Origin of the sequence: Rhodobacter flavimaris (assembly GCF_021378075.1) — a bacterium.
GTDB lineage: Bacteria > Pseudomonadota > Alphaproteobacteria > Rhodobacterales > Rhodobacteraceae > Rhodobacter > Rhodobacter flavimaris.
In genome coordinates this window covers 78,261-94,609 of the sequence record NZ_JAJUOS010000001.1, presented here as the reverse complement: position 1 = coordinate 94,609, position 16,349 = coordinate 78,261, and the positions used below count along the sequence as shown (strand labels likewise).

The 16,349-nt window shown below is 63.7% G+C and carries 16 protein-coding genes; 4 read left to right on the top strand and 12 right to left on the bottom strand.

Going from position 1 to position 16,349, the window contains the following annotated elements:
* The first annotated feature begins 21 nt into the window (after positions 1-21).
* On the top strand, positions 22-600 hold the full coding sequence (locus LZA78_RS00445; RefSeq protein WP_233674987.1) for a retropepsin-like aspartic protease family protein: 579 nt from the start codon (positions 22-24) through the stop codon (positions 598-600).
* On the opposite strand, the gene LZA78_RS00440 is transcribed toward LZA78_RS00445, so the two are convergent.
* The 10 genes from LZA78_RS00440 to LZA78_RS00395 all read right to left on the bottom strand — a co-directional run bounded on the left by LZA78_RS00440 (position 597) and on the right by LZA78_RS00395 (position 9,932).
* Positions 597-1,571, bottom strand: a complete 975-nt coding sequence (locus tag LZA78_RS00440) for a magnesium transporter CorA family protein (protein WP_233674986.1) — start codon at positions 1,569-1,571, stop codon at positions 597-599. The two genes, LZA78_RS00445 and LZA78_RS00440, sit on opposite strands and share 4 nt — an antisense overlap.
* 424 nt (positions 1,572-1,995) lie before the next feature.
* Positions 1,996-3,066: a c-type cytochrome gene (locus tag LZA78_RS00435; RefSeq protein ID WP_233674985.1), complete on the bottom strand. Its 1,071-nt coding sequence runs from the start codon at positions 3,064-3,066 to the stop codon at positions 1,996-1,998.
* Positions 3,050-4,330 carry a sulfite dehydrogenase gene (soxC, locus tag LZA78_RS00430; RefSeq protein WP_233674984.1) on the bottom strand — a complete coding sequence of 427 codons (1,281 nt, stop codon included), beginning with the start codon at positions 4,328-4,330 and terminating at the stop codon, positions 3,050-3,052. The genes LZA78_RS00435 and soxC overlap by 17 nt, the downstream gene beginning before the upstream one ends.
* A gap of 39 nt (positions 4,331-4,369) precedes the next feature.
* On the bottom strand, positions 4,370-6,061 hold the full coding sequence (gene soxB / locus LZA78_RS00425; RefSeq protein WP_233674983.1) for a thiosulfohydrolase SoxB: 1,692 nt from the start codon (positions 6,059-6,061) through the stop codon (positions 4,370-4,372).
* Between the two features lie 135 nt (positions 6,062-6,196).
* Positions 6,197-7,051: a sulfur oxidation c-type cytochrome SoxA gene (soxA, locus tag LZA78_RS00420; protein ID WP_438811048.1), complete on the bottom strand. Its 855-nt coding sequence runs from the start codon at positions 7,049-7,051 to the stop codon at positions 6,197-6,199.
* Between the two features lie 95 nt (positions 7,052-7,146).
* Positions 7,147-7,476, bottom strand: a complete 330-nt coding sequence (gene soxZ, locus LZA78_RS00415) for a thiosulfate oxidation carrier complex protein SoxZ (protein WP_233674981.1) — start codon at positions 7,474-7,476, stop codon at positions 7,147-7,149.
* A gap of 20 nt (positions 7,477-7,496) precedes the next feature.
* Positions 7,497-7,916: a thiosulfate oxidation carrier protein SoxY gene (gene soxY / locus LZA78_RS00410; RefSeq protein ID WP_233674980.1), complete on the bottom strand. Its 420-nt coding sequence runs from the start codon at positions 7,914-7,916 to the stop codon at positions 7,497-7,499.
* Positions 7,917-7,941: 25 nt separating this feature from the next.
* Positions 7,942-8,412, bottom strand: coding sequence for a sulfur oxidation c-type cytochrome SoxX (gene soxX, locus LZA78_RS00405; protein ID WP_233674979.1), 471 nt, complete (start codon positions 8,410-8,412; stop codon positions 7,942-7,944).
* Positions 8,413-8,618: 206 nt separating this feature from the next.
* Positions 8,619-9,176 carry a thioredoxin family protein gene (locus LZA78_RS00400; RefSeq protein WP_233674978.1) on the bottom strand — a complete coding sequence of 186 codons (558 nt, stop codon included), beginning with the start codon at positions 9,174-9,176 and terminating at the stop codon, positions 8,619-8,621.
* A 15-nt stretch (positions 9,177-9,191) separates the two neighbouring features.
* Positions 9,192-9,932, bottom strand: a complete 741-nt coding sequence (locus tag LZA78_RS00395; protein ID WP_233674977.1) for a cytochrome c biogenesis CcdA family protein — start codon at positions 9,930-9,932, stop codon at positions 9,192-9,194.
* Between the two features lie 95 nt (positions 9,933-10,027).
* Here LZA78_RS00395 and LZA78_RS00390 point away from each other — a divergent pair, with 95 nt between their 5' ends.
* The 3 genes from LZA78_RS00390 (at position 10,028) to LZA78_RS00380 (ending at position 12,023) form a co-directional block, all read left to right on the top strand.
* Positions 10,028-10,441: a thioredoxin domain-containing protein gene (locus tag LZA78_RS00390; RefSeq protein WP_233674976.1), complete on the top strand. Its 414-nt coding sequence runs from the start codon at positions 10,028-10,030 to the stop codon at positions 10,439-10,441.
* 118 nt (positions 10,442-10,559) lie between these two features.
* Entirely contained in the window at positions 10,560-10,934 is a 375-nt protein-coding gene (locus tag LZA78_RS00385) for an ArsR/SmtB family transcription factor (RefSeq protein WP_438811043.1), read from the top strand.
* Between the two features lie 42 nt (positions 10,935-10,976).
* On the top strand, positions 10,977-12,023 hold the full coding sequence (locus LZA78_RS00380; RefSeq protein WP_233674975.1) for a YeeE/YedE family protein: 1,047 nt from the start codon (positions 10,977-10,979) through the stop codon (positions 12,021-12,023).
* Between the two features lie 67 nt (positions 12,024-12,090).
* Here LZA78_RS00380 and LZA78_RS00375 read toward each other — a convergent pair whose 3' ends face one another.
* A complete protein-coding gene (locus tag LZA78_RS00375) occupies positions 12,091-15,318 on the bottom strand; it encodes an efflux RND transporter permease subunit (protein WP_233674974.1) in 3,228 nt (1,075 codons plus the stop codon).
* Complete coding sequence (locus LZA78_RS00370; RefSeq protein WP_233674973.1) at positions 15,308-16,294, bottom strand: efflux RND transporter periplasmic adaptor subunit; 987 nt, start codon at positions 16,292-16,294, stop codon at positions 15,308-15,310. The genes LZA78_RS00375 and LZA78_RS00370 overlap by 11 nt, the downstream gene beginning before the upstream one ends.
* Between the last annotated feature and the right edge of the window lie 55 nt (positions 16,295-16,349).

Below are 16,349 nucleotides of genomic sequence, written 5' to 3'. Positions count from 1 at the left end.
GCGACACCTTACATCGACGGAATGGACACCGAAAACTTCGCCCGACTGGTTTACCTTGGCCTACTGCTTGTCGCAGTGGGTGGGTACTTCCTGATCGAGTTCCGCCGCCGCCCGCAACGCACCATCCAGCAGGCGATGCTTTGGGGGCTGATCTTTCTGGGCGCGCTGGCGGCCGTGGGGCTGTGGACGGATATCCGCAGCACGGTGATGCCCTCGCAGACCGTTCTGTCCGATGGGCGGATCGAGGCACCCTTGGCCCCTGACGGGCATTACTACCTTACCGCCGAGGTGAACGGCGTGCCGGTGCGCTTCGTGGTGGACACCGGCGCCACCGACATCGTGCTGACCCAACGCGACGCGGCGCGCATCGGGATCGACGTGGCCGGTCTTGCCTATATCGGACAGGCACGCACGGCCAATGGCATCGTGCGCACCGCGCCGGTCCGGCTGAAATCAATGGAGCTAGGCCCGATCCATGACAGCAATGTCCGCGCGGTGGTGAATGACAGCGAGATGGACACCTCGCTGATGGGGATGACCTACCTGACCCGCTTTGCCCGGGTAGAACTTACCCGCGACCGCCTTGTGCTGGAGCGTTAGAGCCAGTTCTTCCACTTGAACACGGCCCAGGTTCCAAAAGCCGAGGCCGCCATCAGCCCTAGCGCCATCGGGTATCCCCAGGGCCAATCCAGCTCGGGCAGGAAGTGAAAGTTCATCCCGTAGACCGAGGCGATCATCGTGGGCGGCATGAACAGCGCCGCCACGACTGAAACGATCCGCACCGTCGCGTTCTGCGCAAGGTTAATCATACCAAGCGTCGCATCGACCGACAGTTGCACCCGGTTCGACAGGAAATCTCCATGCACTGCGAGCGAGCCGATATCGCGCATCTGGCTCTTGGCGATTGGCTTGAGTTCCTTACCCTGCGCGCTGGCGGCCAGCGTCTGGTCAAAGAAAGACAGCGCGCGCTCCAGCGTCAGCAGCGCAAGCTTTACCCGCCCCACCAGTTCACCCTGCCGCCCGACCTCTTCCAGCGCCTGCTGGAGCTGGTGCGAATCCAACCCCTTGCCTGACAGCACCCGCGCCGAGACCTTGTCGAGCGCCCTGCCCGCCCCCTCCAGCAGGTCGGCCTGCCGGGCGATGATCTCCTCAAGCAGACCAAGAAAAATCCGCTCCGCGGACTTGCAGCCTGCCGCAGACCGGTCGGCGCGTTCGGGGAAGGTCTCGAAGCTGCGCGGCGCGTGGTGGCGCACGGTGACAAGCCGCTGCTCGGTCAGGATGAAGCTGACCGGCCCCGCGATCTGCACCCCGTCGGGCGTGATCCCGGGCAGCACCACGGTCATGATATCCGCACCCTCTTCGCGATAGAGCCGGTTCGAGATCTCGATCTCTTCCATGTCCGCCAGCGACGGCACCTCGATCCCGAGGGCCGTCACCGCTGCGATTTGGCTGTCGAGCGGGCGATACAGGTCGACCCAGAGCGCCTCGGCAAGGTCCGCGCCGGGCGAAATCGAGGTCTCTTGCTCAAGGCGCAAAAGCCCGCGTGGGCCGGGGATGAAAGCGTAAAGCATGGCGTCGCCCCAAAGGTGTCATCCCATCGGTAGCCGCTTGCGCGTCCGGGTCAAGCCAAATGCCCGCGCGATGCCGTGGCGAGAAGGAAATTGCCTAGGTCCCGCCATCGTTACGCCGCAATCGCCGCGCAGGTTGAGCCTAGAAATACAGGAGGGACAGATGGATATCCTCAGCCTGCTCAGTTTCGACAACATCGCCGTCGCCGCCATCGTCGTCGGTCTGTTGCGCGAACTTCAGCTGCGGATTCTGAAGCGTAGAACCCCCTCCGCTCCGTAATCATCAGACATCTCCCGGATCCCCCACCACCGGACAGACAGCAGCGCCCCGAGCCAAACTCGGGGCGCGTTTCATTTTTTCCACGCGGCCCAAATGAAAAGCGCGCCCGTCGCAGGACGGGCGCGCCATGTTTTCCGGATAGCGACCTTACTGGCCGGTTGCTTCGATATATGCCAGGACGGCCGCGACATCGTCGTCCTTCTTCAGACCGGCGAAGGACATCTTGTTCTTCGGAACAAAGCCCTTGGGGTCTTTCAGATAGGCGCCGATCGTCTCGTGATCCCAGACCATGCCGCCCTCACCAGCAGCGATCATCGCGGGCGAGTATTTGAAGCCATCGGCACCGCCAGCCTTGCGGCCGACCACGCCATTCAGGCTCGGGCCGGTGGCGTGCTTCGCACCCTCGCCGATCTTGTGGCAGGCCTTGCACTTCTTGAAGACGGTCTCACCCGCCGCGACCAGCGCCGGATCGACCTCTGCCGGCGCGGCAGCGGCAACCTCGGTCGCCGCCTCAGCGGCCGGCGCGGCAGCTTCCTCGGCGGGGGCGTCAGTCGCCGGAGCCTCGGCCGCGGGCGCATCGTCGTTCGGATCGTTCGGCGTCACGTCCAAAACGGTCGCATGGGCCGTGATCTCGACGCTTTCCTTGCAGTTTTCCATGCAGGCGGGCTTCGAGAACTCGGGGTATTCCACGGTCTCGCGGTCATCGACGATGAAGCCATCCGCGTTCGGCATCTCGACTTCCAGGAAGTTCTCGTTCGAGAGCACGAAATCATCATCAACCAGGTCGTTCGAGTAGATGATGTAGGCGACGATCGCGTAGGTCTCGTCCGCGCTCAGCGTCTGCGCATTGCCGAAGGGCATCGAGCGGTGCGCATAGTCCCAGACCGTCGAGAGGTAGGGCCAGTAGGAGCCGACCGTCTTCAGCGGGTCCTTGCGGTTGAGCGTATCCATGCCGCCCGCCAGCTTCGGCCAGTTGTCCACGCCCTCGGCGAATTCGCCGTGGCAAACCGCGCAGCGATCCGAGAACAGCTCCTCGCCATCCGCGACCGAGCCCGAGCCCGGCGGAAGACCGGTGCCATCGGGGCTGACATCAAGGTTCCAGGCCGCGATCTCTTCGGGCAGCGCCGCGCGCCCAAGGCCGAAGGGTTCCGCGAAGGCCGGAACCGCCAGCGGCGCCGTCAGCGCAGTGGCAATCACCAGATTACGAAACTTCGACATTCTCGGCCTCCCCGTTCGATTTGACCCACCAGGTCTGGATAGCGTTGTTGTGATAGACCGAGTTCTCGCCGCGAATGGCGCGCAGCTGGTCCTTGGTCGGCTGGACATAGCCCGTGTCATCGGTCGCGCGGGCCTGAAGCAGCATCTCTTCGCCCTGCCAGTTGATGTCGAGGTAGAAGCGGGTCAGCGCCATCGGCTGGCCGGGGTTGGCCAGACGCGCCTCTTTCCAGTTCTTGCCACCGTCGAGCGAAACATCGACCTTGGTGATCGCGCCGCGGCCCGACCATGCGAGCCCCGTGATCACCAGCGGCCCGTTGCCATGCTTGATCGGCATCTGCGGCGAGGGCGAGGTGATGACCGACTTGGCATCCATCACCCAGGTCCACTTGCGCGAGGTGCCGTCTTCCAGCGTGTCGGTGTATTTCGAGGTCTCCTCGCGGCTCTCGACCGGGCCTTCCATGACCTCGATGCGGCGCAGCCACTTTACCCACATGTTGCCTTCCCAACCGGGAACGCACAGGCGCACCGGGTAGCCATGCTCCTTGCGCAGGGCCTCACCATTGGCCTTGAAGGCGATGAGGCAGTCATCGAGTGCCTTCTCGATCGGGATCGAGCGGCCGTTCGAGCTGGCATCGGCACCCTCAACATAGACCCACTTGCCCGCCGTCTGCACGCCCGCCTCTTCCAGCAGGGTGCGCAGCGTGACGCCGGTGTATTCCATGTTGTGGATCATGCCCTGGGTGAACTGCACGCCGTTAAGCTGCGCGCCCGCCCATTCCATGCCCGAGTTCGCGGCGCATTCGAGGAAATAGGTCTGGTTGACACGCGGGAAACGCTCCAGATCCTCGTAGGTGAAGACCAGCGGACGGTCCACGAGGCCGTGGATCATCAGGCGGTAGTCTTCCTTGCGCATCTCGATCGCGCCCGAGTGGTGACGCTCGAACGCGCAGCCCTGCGGGGTGATCGTGCCTTCCAGCGCATGGATCGGGGTGAAGTTGATCGACGAGATCACATCCGCCGTCAGCCAGCCCACGTTGCGACGCACCACGTCGGCTTCATACTTGATCGGCAAGCCATAGGGCGTTGCATCCACACCATCGCCGAAGCCGGTCGCCCAGGGCTGCACCTCGGTGATCAGCGGATCGGGCCCCTCGGCGCGCGCCGCACCCGCCCCGGTGACCAGTGCGCCTGCGGCCGCCCCGGCGCGCAGGAAACCGCGGCGACCCATGGCCAGACCGCTGCTTTCGCGTTCCTTCTCGTCCATCGTCTTCTCCCTTAAGTTCAATCTATTGGATCGCGTTGCTCAGGCGCCCGTCACGACGACCGACTCGTTCGGAGCCAGCTGGACGGTGCCGATCTTGCGAATATGGCTTTCGATGACATCCCAGATCTGCGGCCCCTCGGTGCCCTCGTTGACCGAGGCCCAGCCGGCAACCACATAGCTGCGCGCCGGGTCGATGGCCTCGCCGGTCTTGAGCAGCGTCATGTTCGACACCCGCTCGCCGATCGGCTTGGAGACGTCGATGTGGTAGCCCATGCCGCCGATGCGCACCATGTCGCCGCCCTGCTGGTAGTAGGGGTCGGTGTTGAAGATGTTGTCGGCCACGTCCTCGAGGATCGTGTTGATGGTCTCGCCGGTCATCTCGGTGCGGTAGCAGGCGCCATAGGTCATCGAGGTGGCGTTGTGGATATCCTCGCGGGTGATGCTGTCGCCCGGAAGCAGCGTAGTGCCCCAACGCACACCGGGGGACATGGCGATCTCGGCATCGCGTTCCGAAAGGATCGCGTCGCAGATCAGGTCATCCCAGGTGCCGTTGAAGTTGCCGCGGCGATAAAGCAGGCTCTCGGTCTGGCCGACGACCTCTTCCAGCTCGGCCTTATAGGGCGCGCGCTCGTTGTCGATCAGGGCCGCCATGTCCGCGTCCGGGGTGATCACGTCCGAGAAGATCGGGATCAGCTTGTGGCGGAAACCCATCATGCGGCCGTCGCGCACGTCCAGATCGACGCGGCTGACGAATTTGCCGTTCGAGCCAGAGGCGATCAGGATCGTCTCGCCCACCAGGACCGGCTCGGGCACTGCGTCATGGGTGTGGCCGGTCAGGATGACGTCGATGCCCTTCACGCGGCTCGCCATCTTGTAGTCCACGTCAAAGCCGTTGTGCGACAGGCAGACGACCAGATCGACGCCCTCGGCGCGAACCTCGTCCACGACCTCCTGCATGCGCTCTTCACGGATCCCGAACGAGTAGTCGGGGAACATCCACTTGGGGTTGGCGATCGGCATGTAGGGGAAGGCCTGACCGATGACGGCGATGCGCACGCCGCCGCGCTCGAAGATCTTGTAGGGCTCGAAGGCGGGCTCGTCCCATTCGACGTCGAAAATGTTGGCGCCAAGGAAGGGGAACGGCAGGGTCTCGACGATTTCCTTCACGCGGTCCTGGCCGAAGGTCCATTCCCAGTGCGAAGTCATCGCATCGGTGCCAAGCGCGTTCATGATGTTGACCATGTCCTGCCCGGCGGTCTTGAGCGAGGTCATCGAGCCATGCCAGGTGTCGCCGCCATCCAGCAGCAGCGCCTCGGGACGGTCGGCGCGGATCGCCTTGACCACGGTCGCCACGCGATCCATGCCGCCCATCTTGCCATAGGACTTCGCCAGATCGGTGAAGTTGTCATAGGTCAGCGCATAGGCCTCGGGCGTGTTCGGCTGAAGCTTGAACATGCTCAGGAAGTCCTTGCCCACCACATGCGGCGGGCGGCCCTTGGCATCGCCCACGCCGAGGTTGATCTCGGGCTCGCGGAAGTAGATCGGCTTGGCCTGCGCGTGAATGTCGGTGATGTGGATCAGCGTCACATTGCCGAAGCTGTCGAACTCCAGCAGCTGGTCCTGGGTCAGCGACTGCTGCGCCATCACGCGCGACCAGCGGCTCAGGCCGGATGCGCCAAGGATGGTCGAGGCCGCAAGGCTCGCCTGAATGAACTCCCGCCGCGAAATCATGAGGTAGCCTCCTTCTGCCCCGCCTCCGGGGTCCTCATACCGGATTTCCTCAAGGATATCCGATAGATAGAAATTCTTGAATGTGTCAGGAAAGAATAACGCGGGGCAAGGGAACCCCCTACCCCGCGTTACGGGTTACGGACGGACACCAGCGCCTTCGATATCAAGCCCGAGGCCGCGCGAGGCGACGTAAAGCTCAAGCTCGCGGAACTCCTGGCTGCCGGCACCGAAGGTCTCGGCGCGGGTGTCGCGCACACAGCCCACAAAGCGCTGGTGGATCGAGACCGGGGCCGCATCCTTCAGACGATAGAGCGGGAAGCCGTTGGTCTGGCCTTGGCTCAGGTGGTCGGCGCGGATGTAATTCCCGTAGTTCTGCTCGTGGCAGCTCGCGCAGCTCAGCTCAAGCTGGCCATAGCGGGTGTAATACATCTCCTTGCCGCGCTCCCAGAACTCGGCGGCCGGGCCGTCGATCTGAACCGCGACCGGCATCCCGCGCGATTGCAGCGAGATGGCCGTGGTCATGTGCTTCATCTGGTCCGAGTTCCACTTCCACGCCTCGGCGCCCATGCGCTCGGTGCGGCAAGCGTTGACGTAGTCTTCCATCGACCAGAGCGCACCGGCAGCATTGACCTTGGGCATGACGGCGCGCACGCCCTTCATGCCTTCCTCAATCGCGCCGTGGCAATCGACGCAGGCCTTGCCTTCGGTGCCCTCGGCGGTATTCCAGGCATCCATGCCCTGCTCGGCATAGACGAACATCGGGTTGTCGAAGTCGTCCATCTGCATGGCACGGGTCTCGTCCTCACGGAAGAGCCAGCCCGAATAGACTTCGGTCAGCGCACCGTCCAGATGCGCCGCGGCGGGGGCCTTGGTGGTAATGGTCAGTTCTTCGTTGACCACCAGTTCGGCATCGACCGGCTCGGCCATGGCGGGGCCAAAGCCAAGGGCCAGCGCGACGGCGGCGGCAGTAGTGGCGCGAGTGCGCAGCATCATTCCTTGATCCTCCCTGAGTGCTGCCCAAGCCCTTCTGCGAGGGCTCGGGCGTTCCTTGGTTGCGGCGCGCTCCCTCACGCGCCGGATCGGCCTCAGGCCACTTCGATCGACTTCTTGTCCTCGTAGACCGAGCCGTCGTCGTCGTACCAGGTGAACTTGAACTCACCGGAGGCATCGACCTTGGCGTCGAACTCGATATAGGGGTTGGTCGAGATCGAGGGCTCGAGCGTGACATCGATCACGAGCACACCGTTGAACTCGCAGGTGAAGCGATTGATGATCGAGCGCGGGATCAGGTTACCGTCCTTGTCCTTGCGCTGACCCGATTCCATCGGGTGCGAGATCAGGGTCTTGAGCGCGACCACTTCGCCAGCTTTCGCCTTCGAGGGCACTTTCACGCGGGGTTTGACGTTATCAGCCATGTCTGTGTCTCCTCGAAAAATCAGCCGCCGCAGCCGCCGATGGTGACCTTCACGGTCGAGCTGGCCTGCACGAAGCTGCCGTCGGGCATCTTGGCGATCGCGATGACATCCTGCGTCTTCGACAGACGGATGCGGGTCGAGGCGGCCTGCGAACCGGCGGCGGGACCGAACTTGAAGGTCGCGACGGACGGGGTCGGGTTGCCGGTGGCCAGCACGATGATCTCGGTCGCGCCGGGGGCGTCGACGGCGATCGGAACGGTGTTGCCGTTCTCGGCGATTTCGGGGGCGGTCAGCGTCAGGCCACCCGTGCCGGTCGCGGCGCCACCGGTGAAGGCGGCGATCGCATCGGCAGCGGCGTCGGCCATGGCGCGGGCGGGCAGCATGGCGGCGGCAGCACCACCGAGAGCCAGGGCCAGCGCATCACGTCTGGAAAGTTTCATTGGTTTCTCCTCTTGATCTCGGTGATCACTCTTTTAGCGTCAGCAGGAAGGCGACCACGTCCTCGACCTGCTGCGCCGACAGGATCGGCGGCAGATCGGCCGGGGCGGCCTTACCGGTGTATTCATCGCCGGGACGGATGAACGGGCCGGTCTTGTACATGCCCGGCATTACGGTCCCTTCGAAGGTATGTTTGGCGTCCACAACGATGCCGCGCAGCTGCTCTTCGGACCAGCGGTCCGCAGCACCATCCAGCGCCGGGCCGATGTTGCCCTGGAAATCCGCGCTGAGCGACGACACCTGGTGGCAGGCGACGCAATTGCCAAGCGAGCGCGTGGTCGCAACCTTCGCACCTTCTTCGGCATTACCCGGCTGGCCGGTAAGCGATTGCGCGACCGCGCCCTCTTCGAACTGCACCTCGGTGGGTGCGGTTTCAGCGAAGGCGACCCCGGTGGCGAGTGTGACGGCGGCAGCCGCCAGCACGACGTGGCGATTCATCGAAGACCTCCCATTTCTTCTCCCACCTCCAACATATCCGTGCGCGTCAGATCGACGCAATAGTTAAATTCAAAAATCTATATATCTGATGATAGCGCAAAGTGTGAAGCTTGCCGCAAGACATGAACATCGATCCGCATGTTGCTGATTTATATTCGTTTATTCGATCCAGCGCAGAGAGTCCCTTGCGCGGGGTTATCAGCGAATTATTGCCCCGTTACCCGCTCGGCGACGTATTTCTGGAAGTTCACGCCGCTCTCGTAGCCATGCTCTTGCACCCATGTCAGCAAGGCTCCGGTGGTTCCCTTCATAAAAGCTCCGGGCATCGTGGCGACCGCGGCCCGGTTGGCGGGAATCCCCTCGCTTACCTCTTCGGGGAAGAACATCATGGTGGGTGTGAACATCACCCCCCATTTCATCGCCATCTCTTTCTCGGGCAGACTCTCGCCGTCGAAATCGGTGATCGCGACATCACCGAAGAGGTTCATCTGTACGACGAAGTAGCCCTCTTCGATCTGTGCGCGAATCGCGGGGTCGGAGTAGACCTCCTCGTGCATCTTGGTGCAGTAGATGCAGCCGCGCTGCTCCCAGATGACCAGGAGGCGCTTGCCCTCGGCATTGGCCTCGGCCAGATCCTCGCGCATGTCCTTGAAGGTGTCGCGGAACCAAGGCTCCTTGTGCAATCCGTCATCCCCCAGTTCCGCGGAAAACGCGGGCAGCGCAAGCGTCAGCACGGTGACGGCAGCGGTCAGAAAATGGCGCATGGTCTTCTCCTTGAATCAGCCCAACGACGTCAGCGAGGGCATGGTCTTGATCAGGAAATCGGCGATGAGGCTGACCTTGTTGGTGGCGATCAGCACGGCAAACAGGATCAGCATGACCCCCATCGCCTTCTCGACATAGGCAAGCTTGGCACGATGGCGGCTCATCAGCGCAAGGAACGGGCGCGCGAAGAAGGCCGCGAGGATGAAGGGCGCGGTCATGCCGACGCCGTAGAAGAACAGCAGCAGCGTGCCCCGCGTCAGATCCCCGATCCCCGAGGCCACCATCAGGATCGCCGCCAGCGCGGGACCGACACAGGGCGTCCAGCCAAAGCCGAACGCCATCCCCGTGACATAGGCGCCGAACAGCGTCGAGGGGTCGGACTTCGACTCGATCCGGGCCTCGCGATACAGGAACGGGATGCGGAGAATGCCCAGGAAATGCAGGCCAAACAGGAACAGAATCGCTGCCGCAACATAGCTGAGCGGCCCCATCCAGCTGCGGAAGGCCTGACCAAGCGCCGTCGCCCCCATTCCCATCAGCATGAAGATCGTGGTGACGCCGAGGGCAAAGGCCACGGCCGAAAAGATCAGGCGCCGCTGCGCTCCGGGGGCGATTTTTCCACCGCCGCGCAGCTCGGACATCGAGATCCCCGCCATGTAGGACAGGTAAAACGGCACCATGGGCAGGATGCAGGGGGTCAGAAATGACAGTAGGCCCGCGAGCAGCGCGCCCCCGTAACTCGGGTCCAGAACCATTTATCCTCCCTGGCAGGGTCTCCCCCGGATCGATTCCTTGATCCGCCCCCGCAAACATATTACGATATTCATATGTAACTGGAGGTGCGTCAATCATGCGCATTGCTTTGGCGGCGGTATTCTTGCCTGCGCTGTCGTGGCTGGCTTCGGCGGCTCCGGCGGCCAGCATCGGTGCGAGCGCATCCGATGCCGCCGACGCGCCTTTCCGCCTGATCATGGTCGAGCAGGCCGGTTGCGGCTACTGCGCGCGGTGGGAAGCCGAGATCGGCCCGATCTATCCGAAATCTCCCGAGGGCAAGCTTGCCCCGCTGGAACATGTGGACCTGCGCAGCGATTGGGCCGAGGGGCTCCAGATCGGTGCGGCACCGGTGTTCACTCCGACCTTCGTCCTGATGCAGAACGACACCGAAATCGGCAGGATCGAAGGCTATCCGGGAGAGGATTTTTTCTGGGGGTTGCTGGGAATGGCGCTGCGCGACGCGGGCGCCGACCTGCCGCCTCCCCAATAAGAGCCGCGCAAATAGCGGCTGCTTCGCTCTCGATTATGCTGCGCATACATGCTATGCGCGGACCTATTGTGCATGGCGGTGCCATGCCAAGGCGATGAAAGGGAAGTTGGTGCAACCGATGGCGCCAGATGGTCAAAAATCCCCGCTGAAGGGAGAGCCGGCTGCGGCGCCGGACGAAGACGGCTGCGCACGCCTCGACGCGGATGAATTGATGGGTCGGGCACAGGATGCCTCGAACCTTCTCAAGGCGCTTGCCCATGAGGGGCGGCTGATGATCATGTGCCATCTTAGTTCGGGCGAGAAATCGGTGACCGAGCTTGAGAACCTGCTGGAATCGCGCCAGGCTGCGGTCAGTCAGCAGCTTGCGCGCCTGCGTCTTGAAGGGCTGGTCAGTTGCCGCCGCGAGGGCAAGGCGATCTACTATTCCCTCAGCGACCCGCGCGCCGCGCGCGTCATCGCCCTGATATACGATATGTTCTGCAGCGAAGTCTGATCGCTGGCGCGGGGAGGCGCTGCGTTCGGGAGGGGAGGACTAATGGACATTCTGCCGATTGGCGTGTTGTCCGCCCTGGTGGGGCTCATTGGTGGGCTCGTGCTGGGGATGGCCGCGCGACTTGGGGATTTCTGCACGCTCGGCGCGCTGGAGGCTGCCGCCTACGGCGAGGATCAGCGCCGCATGCGCCTGTGGGGCATCGTTCTGGCAGTGGCTATCGCGGGCGCTTTTGTCGCCGAGGCCGCCGGTTGGGCCGATCTGACCTCGACCTTCTACCTGACAATAAGCTGGAACCCGATCGGCTCGGTCGTCGGCGGGCTGGTGTTCGGCTACGGCATGGCTCTGGCGGGCAACTGCGGCTTCGGCGCGCTGGCGCGGTTCGGCGGCGGTGATCTGCGCTCGCTCGTGGTTGTGGTGGTGATGGGGATCTTCGCCTTCGCTACGCTGTCCGGCCCGCTGGCACCGCTGCGCGCGGCGCTGCTGCCGCAGGTGGATGCGACCGCCCCGCAGGGCATCGCGCATTGGCTGGCCGAGCGCACAGGCCTTACCCCGATCACCTTTGCCCTGCCCGTCGCGGCGCTGTTCCTGATCTGGGCGCTCAGCTACGCGCCTCTGCGTGGCGACCGCCGCAAGATCCTGTGGGGCATCGCAGCTGGCCTTGCCGTGGTCTGGTGCCTTGTCGGCACGACCTACCTGTCGCGTGAAAGTCTGGGTGAGGTTGGCGTCGAGGCGCCCTCGTTCACCGCACCGCTCGGCCGCACGATTCTGTATTTCATGACCTCGACCGGCGGCGGCATCACCTTCTCGGTCGGCCTAGTCGCCGGTGTTCTGGCGGGCGCCTTCGCCGGATCGGCCATCCGTGGTCTCTTCCGTTGGGAAGCCTGCGAAGACCCGCGTGAACTCGGGCGTCAGGTCTCGGGTGCCGCGCTGATGGGCATTGGCGGGACGGTGGCACTTGGCTGCTCGGTCGGTCAGGGGATCAGCGCGATGTCCACTCTCGCCTTCTCGGCCCCCGTCACGCTGGCCGCGATCATCGCGGGCGGGCTGTTGGGCTTGCGGCAGTTGATCCACGGCTTCCAACCGGATTGATCCCATCCCCTGAAATGCAAACGGCCCGCCGGAGTACGGCGGGCCTTTTTGGTTTCATGCAACCCGATCAGGTGCGGAAGATCCGGTAGATTGCCGGGATCACCAGCACCGTCAACAGGGTCGAGCTGAGCAGCCCGAACAGCAGCGAGATCGCCAGACCCTGGAAGATCGGGTCGGCAAGGATCACAATAGCGCCGATCATCGCGGCGATGGCCGTCAGCAGGATCGGCTTGAAGCGGATCGCACCAGCCTCGATCAGGATGTCGATCTCGGATTTCCCGGTGCGGTCGGCATGGCGGATGAAGTCAACCAGCAGGATCGAGTTACGCACGATAATCCCCGCCAGCGCGATAAAGCCGATCATCGAGGTCGCCGAGAACGGCGCGCCGAAAATCAGGTGCCCCGCCATGATGCCAAGGAAGGTCAGCGGGATCGGCGTCAGGATCACCAGCGGCAGCTTGAACGAGCCGAACTGCGCTACGACGAGGATATAGATCCCCAGAAGCGCCACGCCGAAGGCCGCGCCCATGTCGCGGAAGGTCACCCAGGTCACCTCCCACTCGCCATCCCACAGCAGCGTCACCTTGCTTTCGTCATTGGGCTGGCCATGCAGGGCAACCTCGGGCTTTTCGCCCTCGGCCCAGTCGATCTGCTCCAGCGCGTCACTGACCGCGATCATGCCGTAAAGCGGCGCCTCGTAGTCGCCTGCAAGCTCGGCGGTGACCATCTCGGCCTCGCGCCCGTTGTGGCGGAAGATCGGGAAGGAAGCCTTCTCCTCGCGGATCGAGATCACATCGCCCAGTTCCACCACTCCGCGCGCGCCGGGCAGCAGGTTCGCCGGGATCGGGGTCGACAGCGTCGCCTCGTCCATCACCTTGGCGCCTTTAGAGCGTTCCATCACGATGGGCAGAGGCGCACGTTCGGCGCCACGATGCGAGTAGCCGACCGTGGTCGAGCCGTTGAGCAGCCCGAGCGTGTCGAAGACGTCGCCTTCGGAGACCTCGAAGAATTCCAGATCGTCCGAATTCACGGTCGCGCGCAGGCGGCGCGCCTGGGTGCCGAAGCTGTCATCGACATCGACGATATAGGGCACGCTTTCGAAGGCCTGGCGGATCTTGGTCGCGGCGGCACGGCGCGTTTCGGCGTCGGGGCCATAGACCTCGGCGAGCAGGGTCGAGATGACCGGCGGGCCGGGCGGCGGCTCAACCGTCTTCAGACTGGTGCCGGCGGGCACATCAAGCGCCATGATCCGCTCGCGGATCTCAAGCGCGATCTCATGCGAGGCACGATCACGATCGGTCTTGTTGGTCAGGTTGATCTGCACATCGCCCTGCCAGGGATACTGGCGCAGGTAATAGTGACGCACGAGACCGTTGAAGTTGAAGGGCGCGGCCGCCCCAGCGTGGGTCTGGACCGAGATCACCTCGGGCAACTCGGTCACGACCGCCGCGACCTTCTGCGCCACCGCGTCCGTCGCTTCGACCGATGCGCCCTCGGGCAGGTCGATGACCACGCTCAGTTCCGACTTGTTGTCGAAAGGCAGCAGTTTGACCGTGACATGCTTGGTGTAAAGCAGCCCGAGCGAGCCAAAGCTGAGCACGACCGTCACCAGAAGGAAGGTCCAGGACGATTTCTTCGAGGCCAGAACCGGCTTGGCGACGCGGGTATAGATCGCGCCAAGCTTGCCGCCGTGATGGGCGTCATCGGCGTGATGCAAAGGCGCCTTACCCGCGATCTTGACCATGAGCCAAGGCGTGATGATGACCGCCACGAAGAACGAGAAGATCATCGCCGCCGAGGCGTTAGAGGGGATCGGCGACATATAGGGCCCCATCAGCCCCGACACGAAGAGCATCGGCAAAAGCGCCGCGACCACGGTCAGCGTCGCAACGATGGTGGGGTTGCCCACCTCGGCCACGGCGACGATGGCCTTGTGCGTGCGGTTGCCGGGCGTCTTGAGGCCCCAGTGGCGGGCGATGTTCTCAATCACCACGATAGCGTCATCGACCAGAATACCGATCGAGAAGATCAGCGCGAATAGCGACACGCGGTTGAGCGTGTAGCCCATGATATTGGCCGCAAAGAGCGTGAGCAGGATCGTCACCGGAATGACGATAGCCACCACGATCGACTCGCGCCAACCGATGGCGAAAAGAACCAGCGCGATGATCGACACCGTCGCTAGGCCAAGGTGGAAGAGGAGTTCATTGGCCTTCTCGTTCGCGGTCTCACCATAGTCGCGGGTGATCTGAACCTCGACCGAGTCGGGGACCAGTTCGCCCTTCAACTCTTCGACGCGGTGCAGGATTTCTTCGGCCACAACGACGGCGTTGGCCCCGGCGCGCTTGGCAATCGCCAGCGTCACGGCGGGCGTGCGGTTGAGCGTCTCGCCATCACGGGTGACATTCGCCACGATCTGATCCGAGGTATCGCCCACATAGGACACCTTGGCGACGTCAGCGACATAGACCGGGCGCCCGTCGCGCGCGGTCAGCAGCAGGCCCGCGATTTCCGCCGGAGCGGTCAGGGTTTCGCCCGCCACAAGGTCGATCTGCTCGCCCTTGTCGCGCAGCTTGCCGGTGGAAAATGCACGGTTCGCCTCTTGCACCTTGTAGCTGAGGGTTTGCAGCGTGATGCCGTAAAGCGCCAGCTTCTCGGGGTCCGGCTCGATGCGAATGGCCTCGGTCGCCTCGCCGACGACATAGGTGAGGCCCACGTTCTCGATCTTGGTGACCTCGGTTTGCAATTCGCGGGTGATCCGGGTCAGCTCATTCGCGCCGATCCCGGTGCCGGGTTTGCCCGAGAGCGTCAGCGACACGATGGCCACATCGTCGATCCCGCGCGCGACGATCATCGGCTCGGCTATACCCACGGGGATGCGGTCCATGTTCGCGCGCACCTTTTCATGCACACGCAGGATCGCCGCGTCGGCCGAGGTGCCGACGACGAAGCGCGCCATCACCAGCGCGTAATCGTCCGAGGTCTGGGAATAGACGTGCTCAACCTCGTTGATGCCCTTGACGATGGTTTCCATCGGCTCGGTCACCAGTTTCATCGCGTCAGGCGCCTTCAGGCCCGGCGCCTGGATGTGGATATCCACCATCGGCACCGAGATCTGCGGCTCTTCCTCGCGCGGCAGGCTGACCAAGGCCACGAAGCCCACGGCCAAAGCCGCCAGGATCATCAGCGGCGTCAGCGCCGACTCGATGAAGGCGCGCGTCAGACGCCCGGCAATGCCGAGCTTGACGCCTTCGAATTCATCGCCCTCGGGGCGGGTGCTCGGATCAGTGCTCATCGGCCACCACCGTCTCGCCGCCATTCAGACCGGTCACGATTTCCACCATCTCGACGCCGTCCACGATCGAACGGCCCCCCGGAACCACGGTGCGAACAACCTTTGCCCCGTCTAACTCGACGGTCACGAAATCCAGACCCGAGTGGGTGCGGATCAGATCGGCGGGAATGCGGATCGCTTCGCGCTTGGCCAGCGGCAGACGCACGAGAACGCGCGCATCAACAAAGGCCGCGTCCAGATCGGTGACCTCGACATCGGCAGTCACACGGCCGTTCTCGATCAGCGGGTAAACCTTGACCAGCTTGCCTTCCTTGGTGCCCGCCGGGGTTTCGATGCTGATCGTATCGCCCTCGGCCATCGCACCAGCATGACGCTCGGGCACCGAGACGCGCAGGAAGAACCCGCCACCACCGACGGTTGCGACGTTCTCACCCGCCATGACGACGGCGCCCTTGGCAACCGGAACATCCAGAACGCGGCCCGAAATCGGCGCCAGAACCTCACCTTCCGAGGCCTGCTGCTCGATCACCTTGCGGCTGGCGCGTTGCGCCTCGATCTGCCCGGCATAGACATCGACCTGCGTGCGCAGCTGATCGAGCCGCTGAGTCGTCGTCACGCCGCGGGCCTGCAATTCCTCGCCGCGTTTCAATTCGCTTTCCGCATTGGCCAGTTGCGACTCAAGCGCAGTGATCTGCGCATCGACCGCCGTCAGCTGGAAGGTGATCTTTTCATCGACGATCCGGCCCAGGGGCTGCCCCGCCTGCACCTGATCGCCCTCGCTCACGCTCAGCTCGACCAGCGTGCCGCCAAGACGCGCGCGCGCCGGGATCGAATCCTTCGCCTCGACCCGGCCGTAAACCGCTTTCCAGTCTGTAACCTGCTCTGATGTGACAACGAAGGGCCCGCTGGCCTCGGCCAAGACCCCCTGCGGCAGAGCCAGCGCCACAATCGCCAGCGGCAAGATGATGGATTTCATGTCGGGCCCCTTCCCTTCGGGTATGCGCAAAATGGCGAAAATTTACATTCCGCTT

Excerpts from the sequence above, each read along its gene's own strand:
- LZA78_RS00445 (WP_233674987.1), top strand. The coding sequence starts at position 22 with ATGGACACCGAAAACTTCGCCCGACTGGTTTACCTTGGCCTACTGCTT.
- LZA78_RS00440 (WP_233674986.1), bottom strand. The coding sequence starts at position 1,571 with ATGCTTTACGCTTTCATCCCCGGCCCACGCGGGCTTTTGCGCCTTGAG.
- LZA78_RS00435 (WP_233674985.1), bottom strand. The coding sequence starts at position 3,066 with ATGTCGAAGTTTCGTAATCTGGTGATTGCCACTGCGCTGACGGCGCCG.
- soxC (WP_233674984.1), bottom strand. The coding sequence starts at position 4,330 with ATGGACGAGAAGGAACGCGAAAGCAGCGGTCTGGCCATGGGTCGCCGC.
- soxB (WP_233674983.1), bottom strand. The coding sequence starts at position 6,061 with ATGATTTCGCGGCGGGAGTTCATTCAGGCGAGCCTTGCGGCCTCGACC.
- soxA (WP_438811048.1), bottom strand. The coding sequence starts at position 7,051 with ATGCTGCGCACTCGCGCCACTACTGCCGCCGCCGTCGCGCTGGCCCTT.
- soxZ (WP_233674981.1), bottom strand. The coding sequence starts at position 7,476 with ATGGCTGATAACGTCAAACCCCGCGTGAAAGTGCCCTCGAAGGCGAAA.
- soxY (WP_233674980.1), bottom strand. The coding sequence starts at position 7,916 with ATGAAACTTTCCAGACGTGATGCGCTGGCCCTGGCTCTCGGTGGTGCT.
- soxX (WP_233674979.1), bottom strand. The coding sequence starts at position 8,412 with ATGAATCGCCACGTCGTGCTGGCGGCTGCCGCCGTCACACTCGCCACC.
- LZA78_RS00400 (WP_233674978.1), bottom strand. The coding sequence starts at position 9,176 with ATGCGCCATTTTCTGACCGCTGCCGTCACCGTGCTGACGCTTGCGCTG.
- LZA78_RS00395 (WP_233674977.1), bottom strand. The coding sequence starts at position 9,932 with ATGGTTCTGGACCCGAGTTACGGGGGCGCGCTGCTCGCGGGCCTACTG.
- LZA78_RS00390 (WP_233674976.1), top strand. The coding sequence starts at position 10,028 with ATGCGCATTGCTTTGGCGGCGGTATTCTTGCCTGCGCTGTCGTGGCTG.
- LZA78_RS00385 (WP_438811043.1), top strand. The coding sequence starts at position 10,560 with ATGGCGCCAGATGGTCAAAAATCCCCGCTGAAGGGAGAGCCGGCTGCG.
- LZA78_RS00380 (WP_233674975.1), top strand. The coding sequence starts at position 10,977 with ATGGACATTCTGCCGATTGGCGTGTTGTCCGCCCTGGTGGGGCTCATT.
- LZA78_RS00375 (WP_233674974.1), bottom strand. The coding sequence starts at position 15,318 with ATGAGCACTGATCCGAGCACCCGCCCCGAGGGCGATGAATTCGAAGGC.
- LZA78_RS00370 (WP_233674973.1), bottom strand. The coding sequence starts at position 16,294 with ATGAAATCCATCATCTTGCCGCTGGCGATTGTGGCGCTGGCTCTGCCG.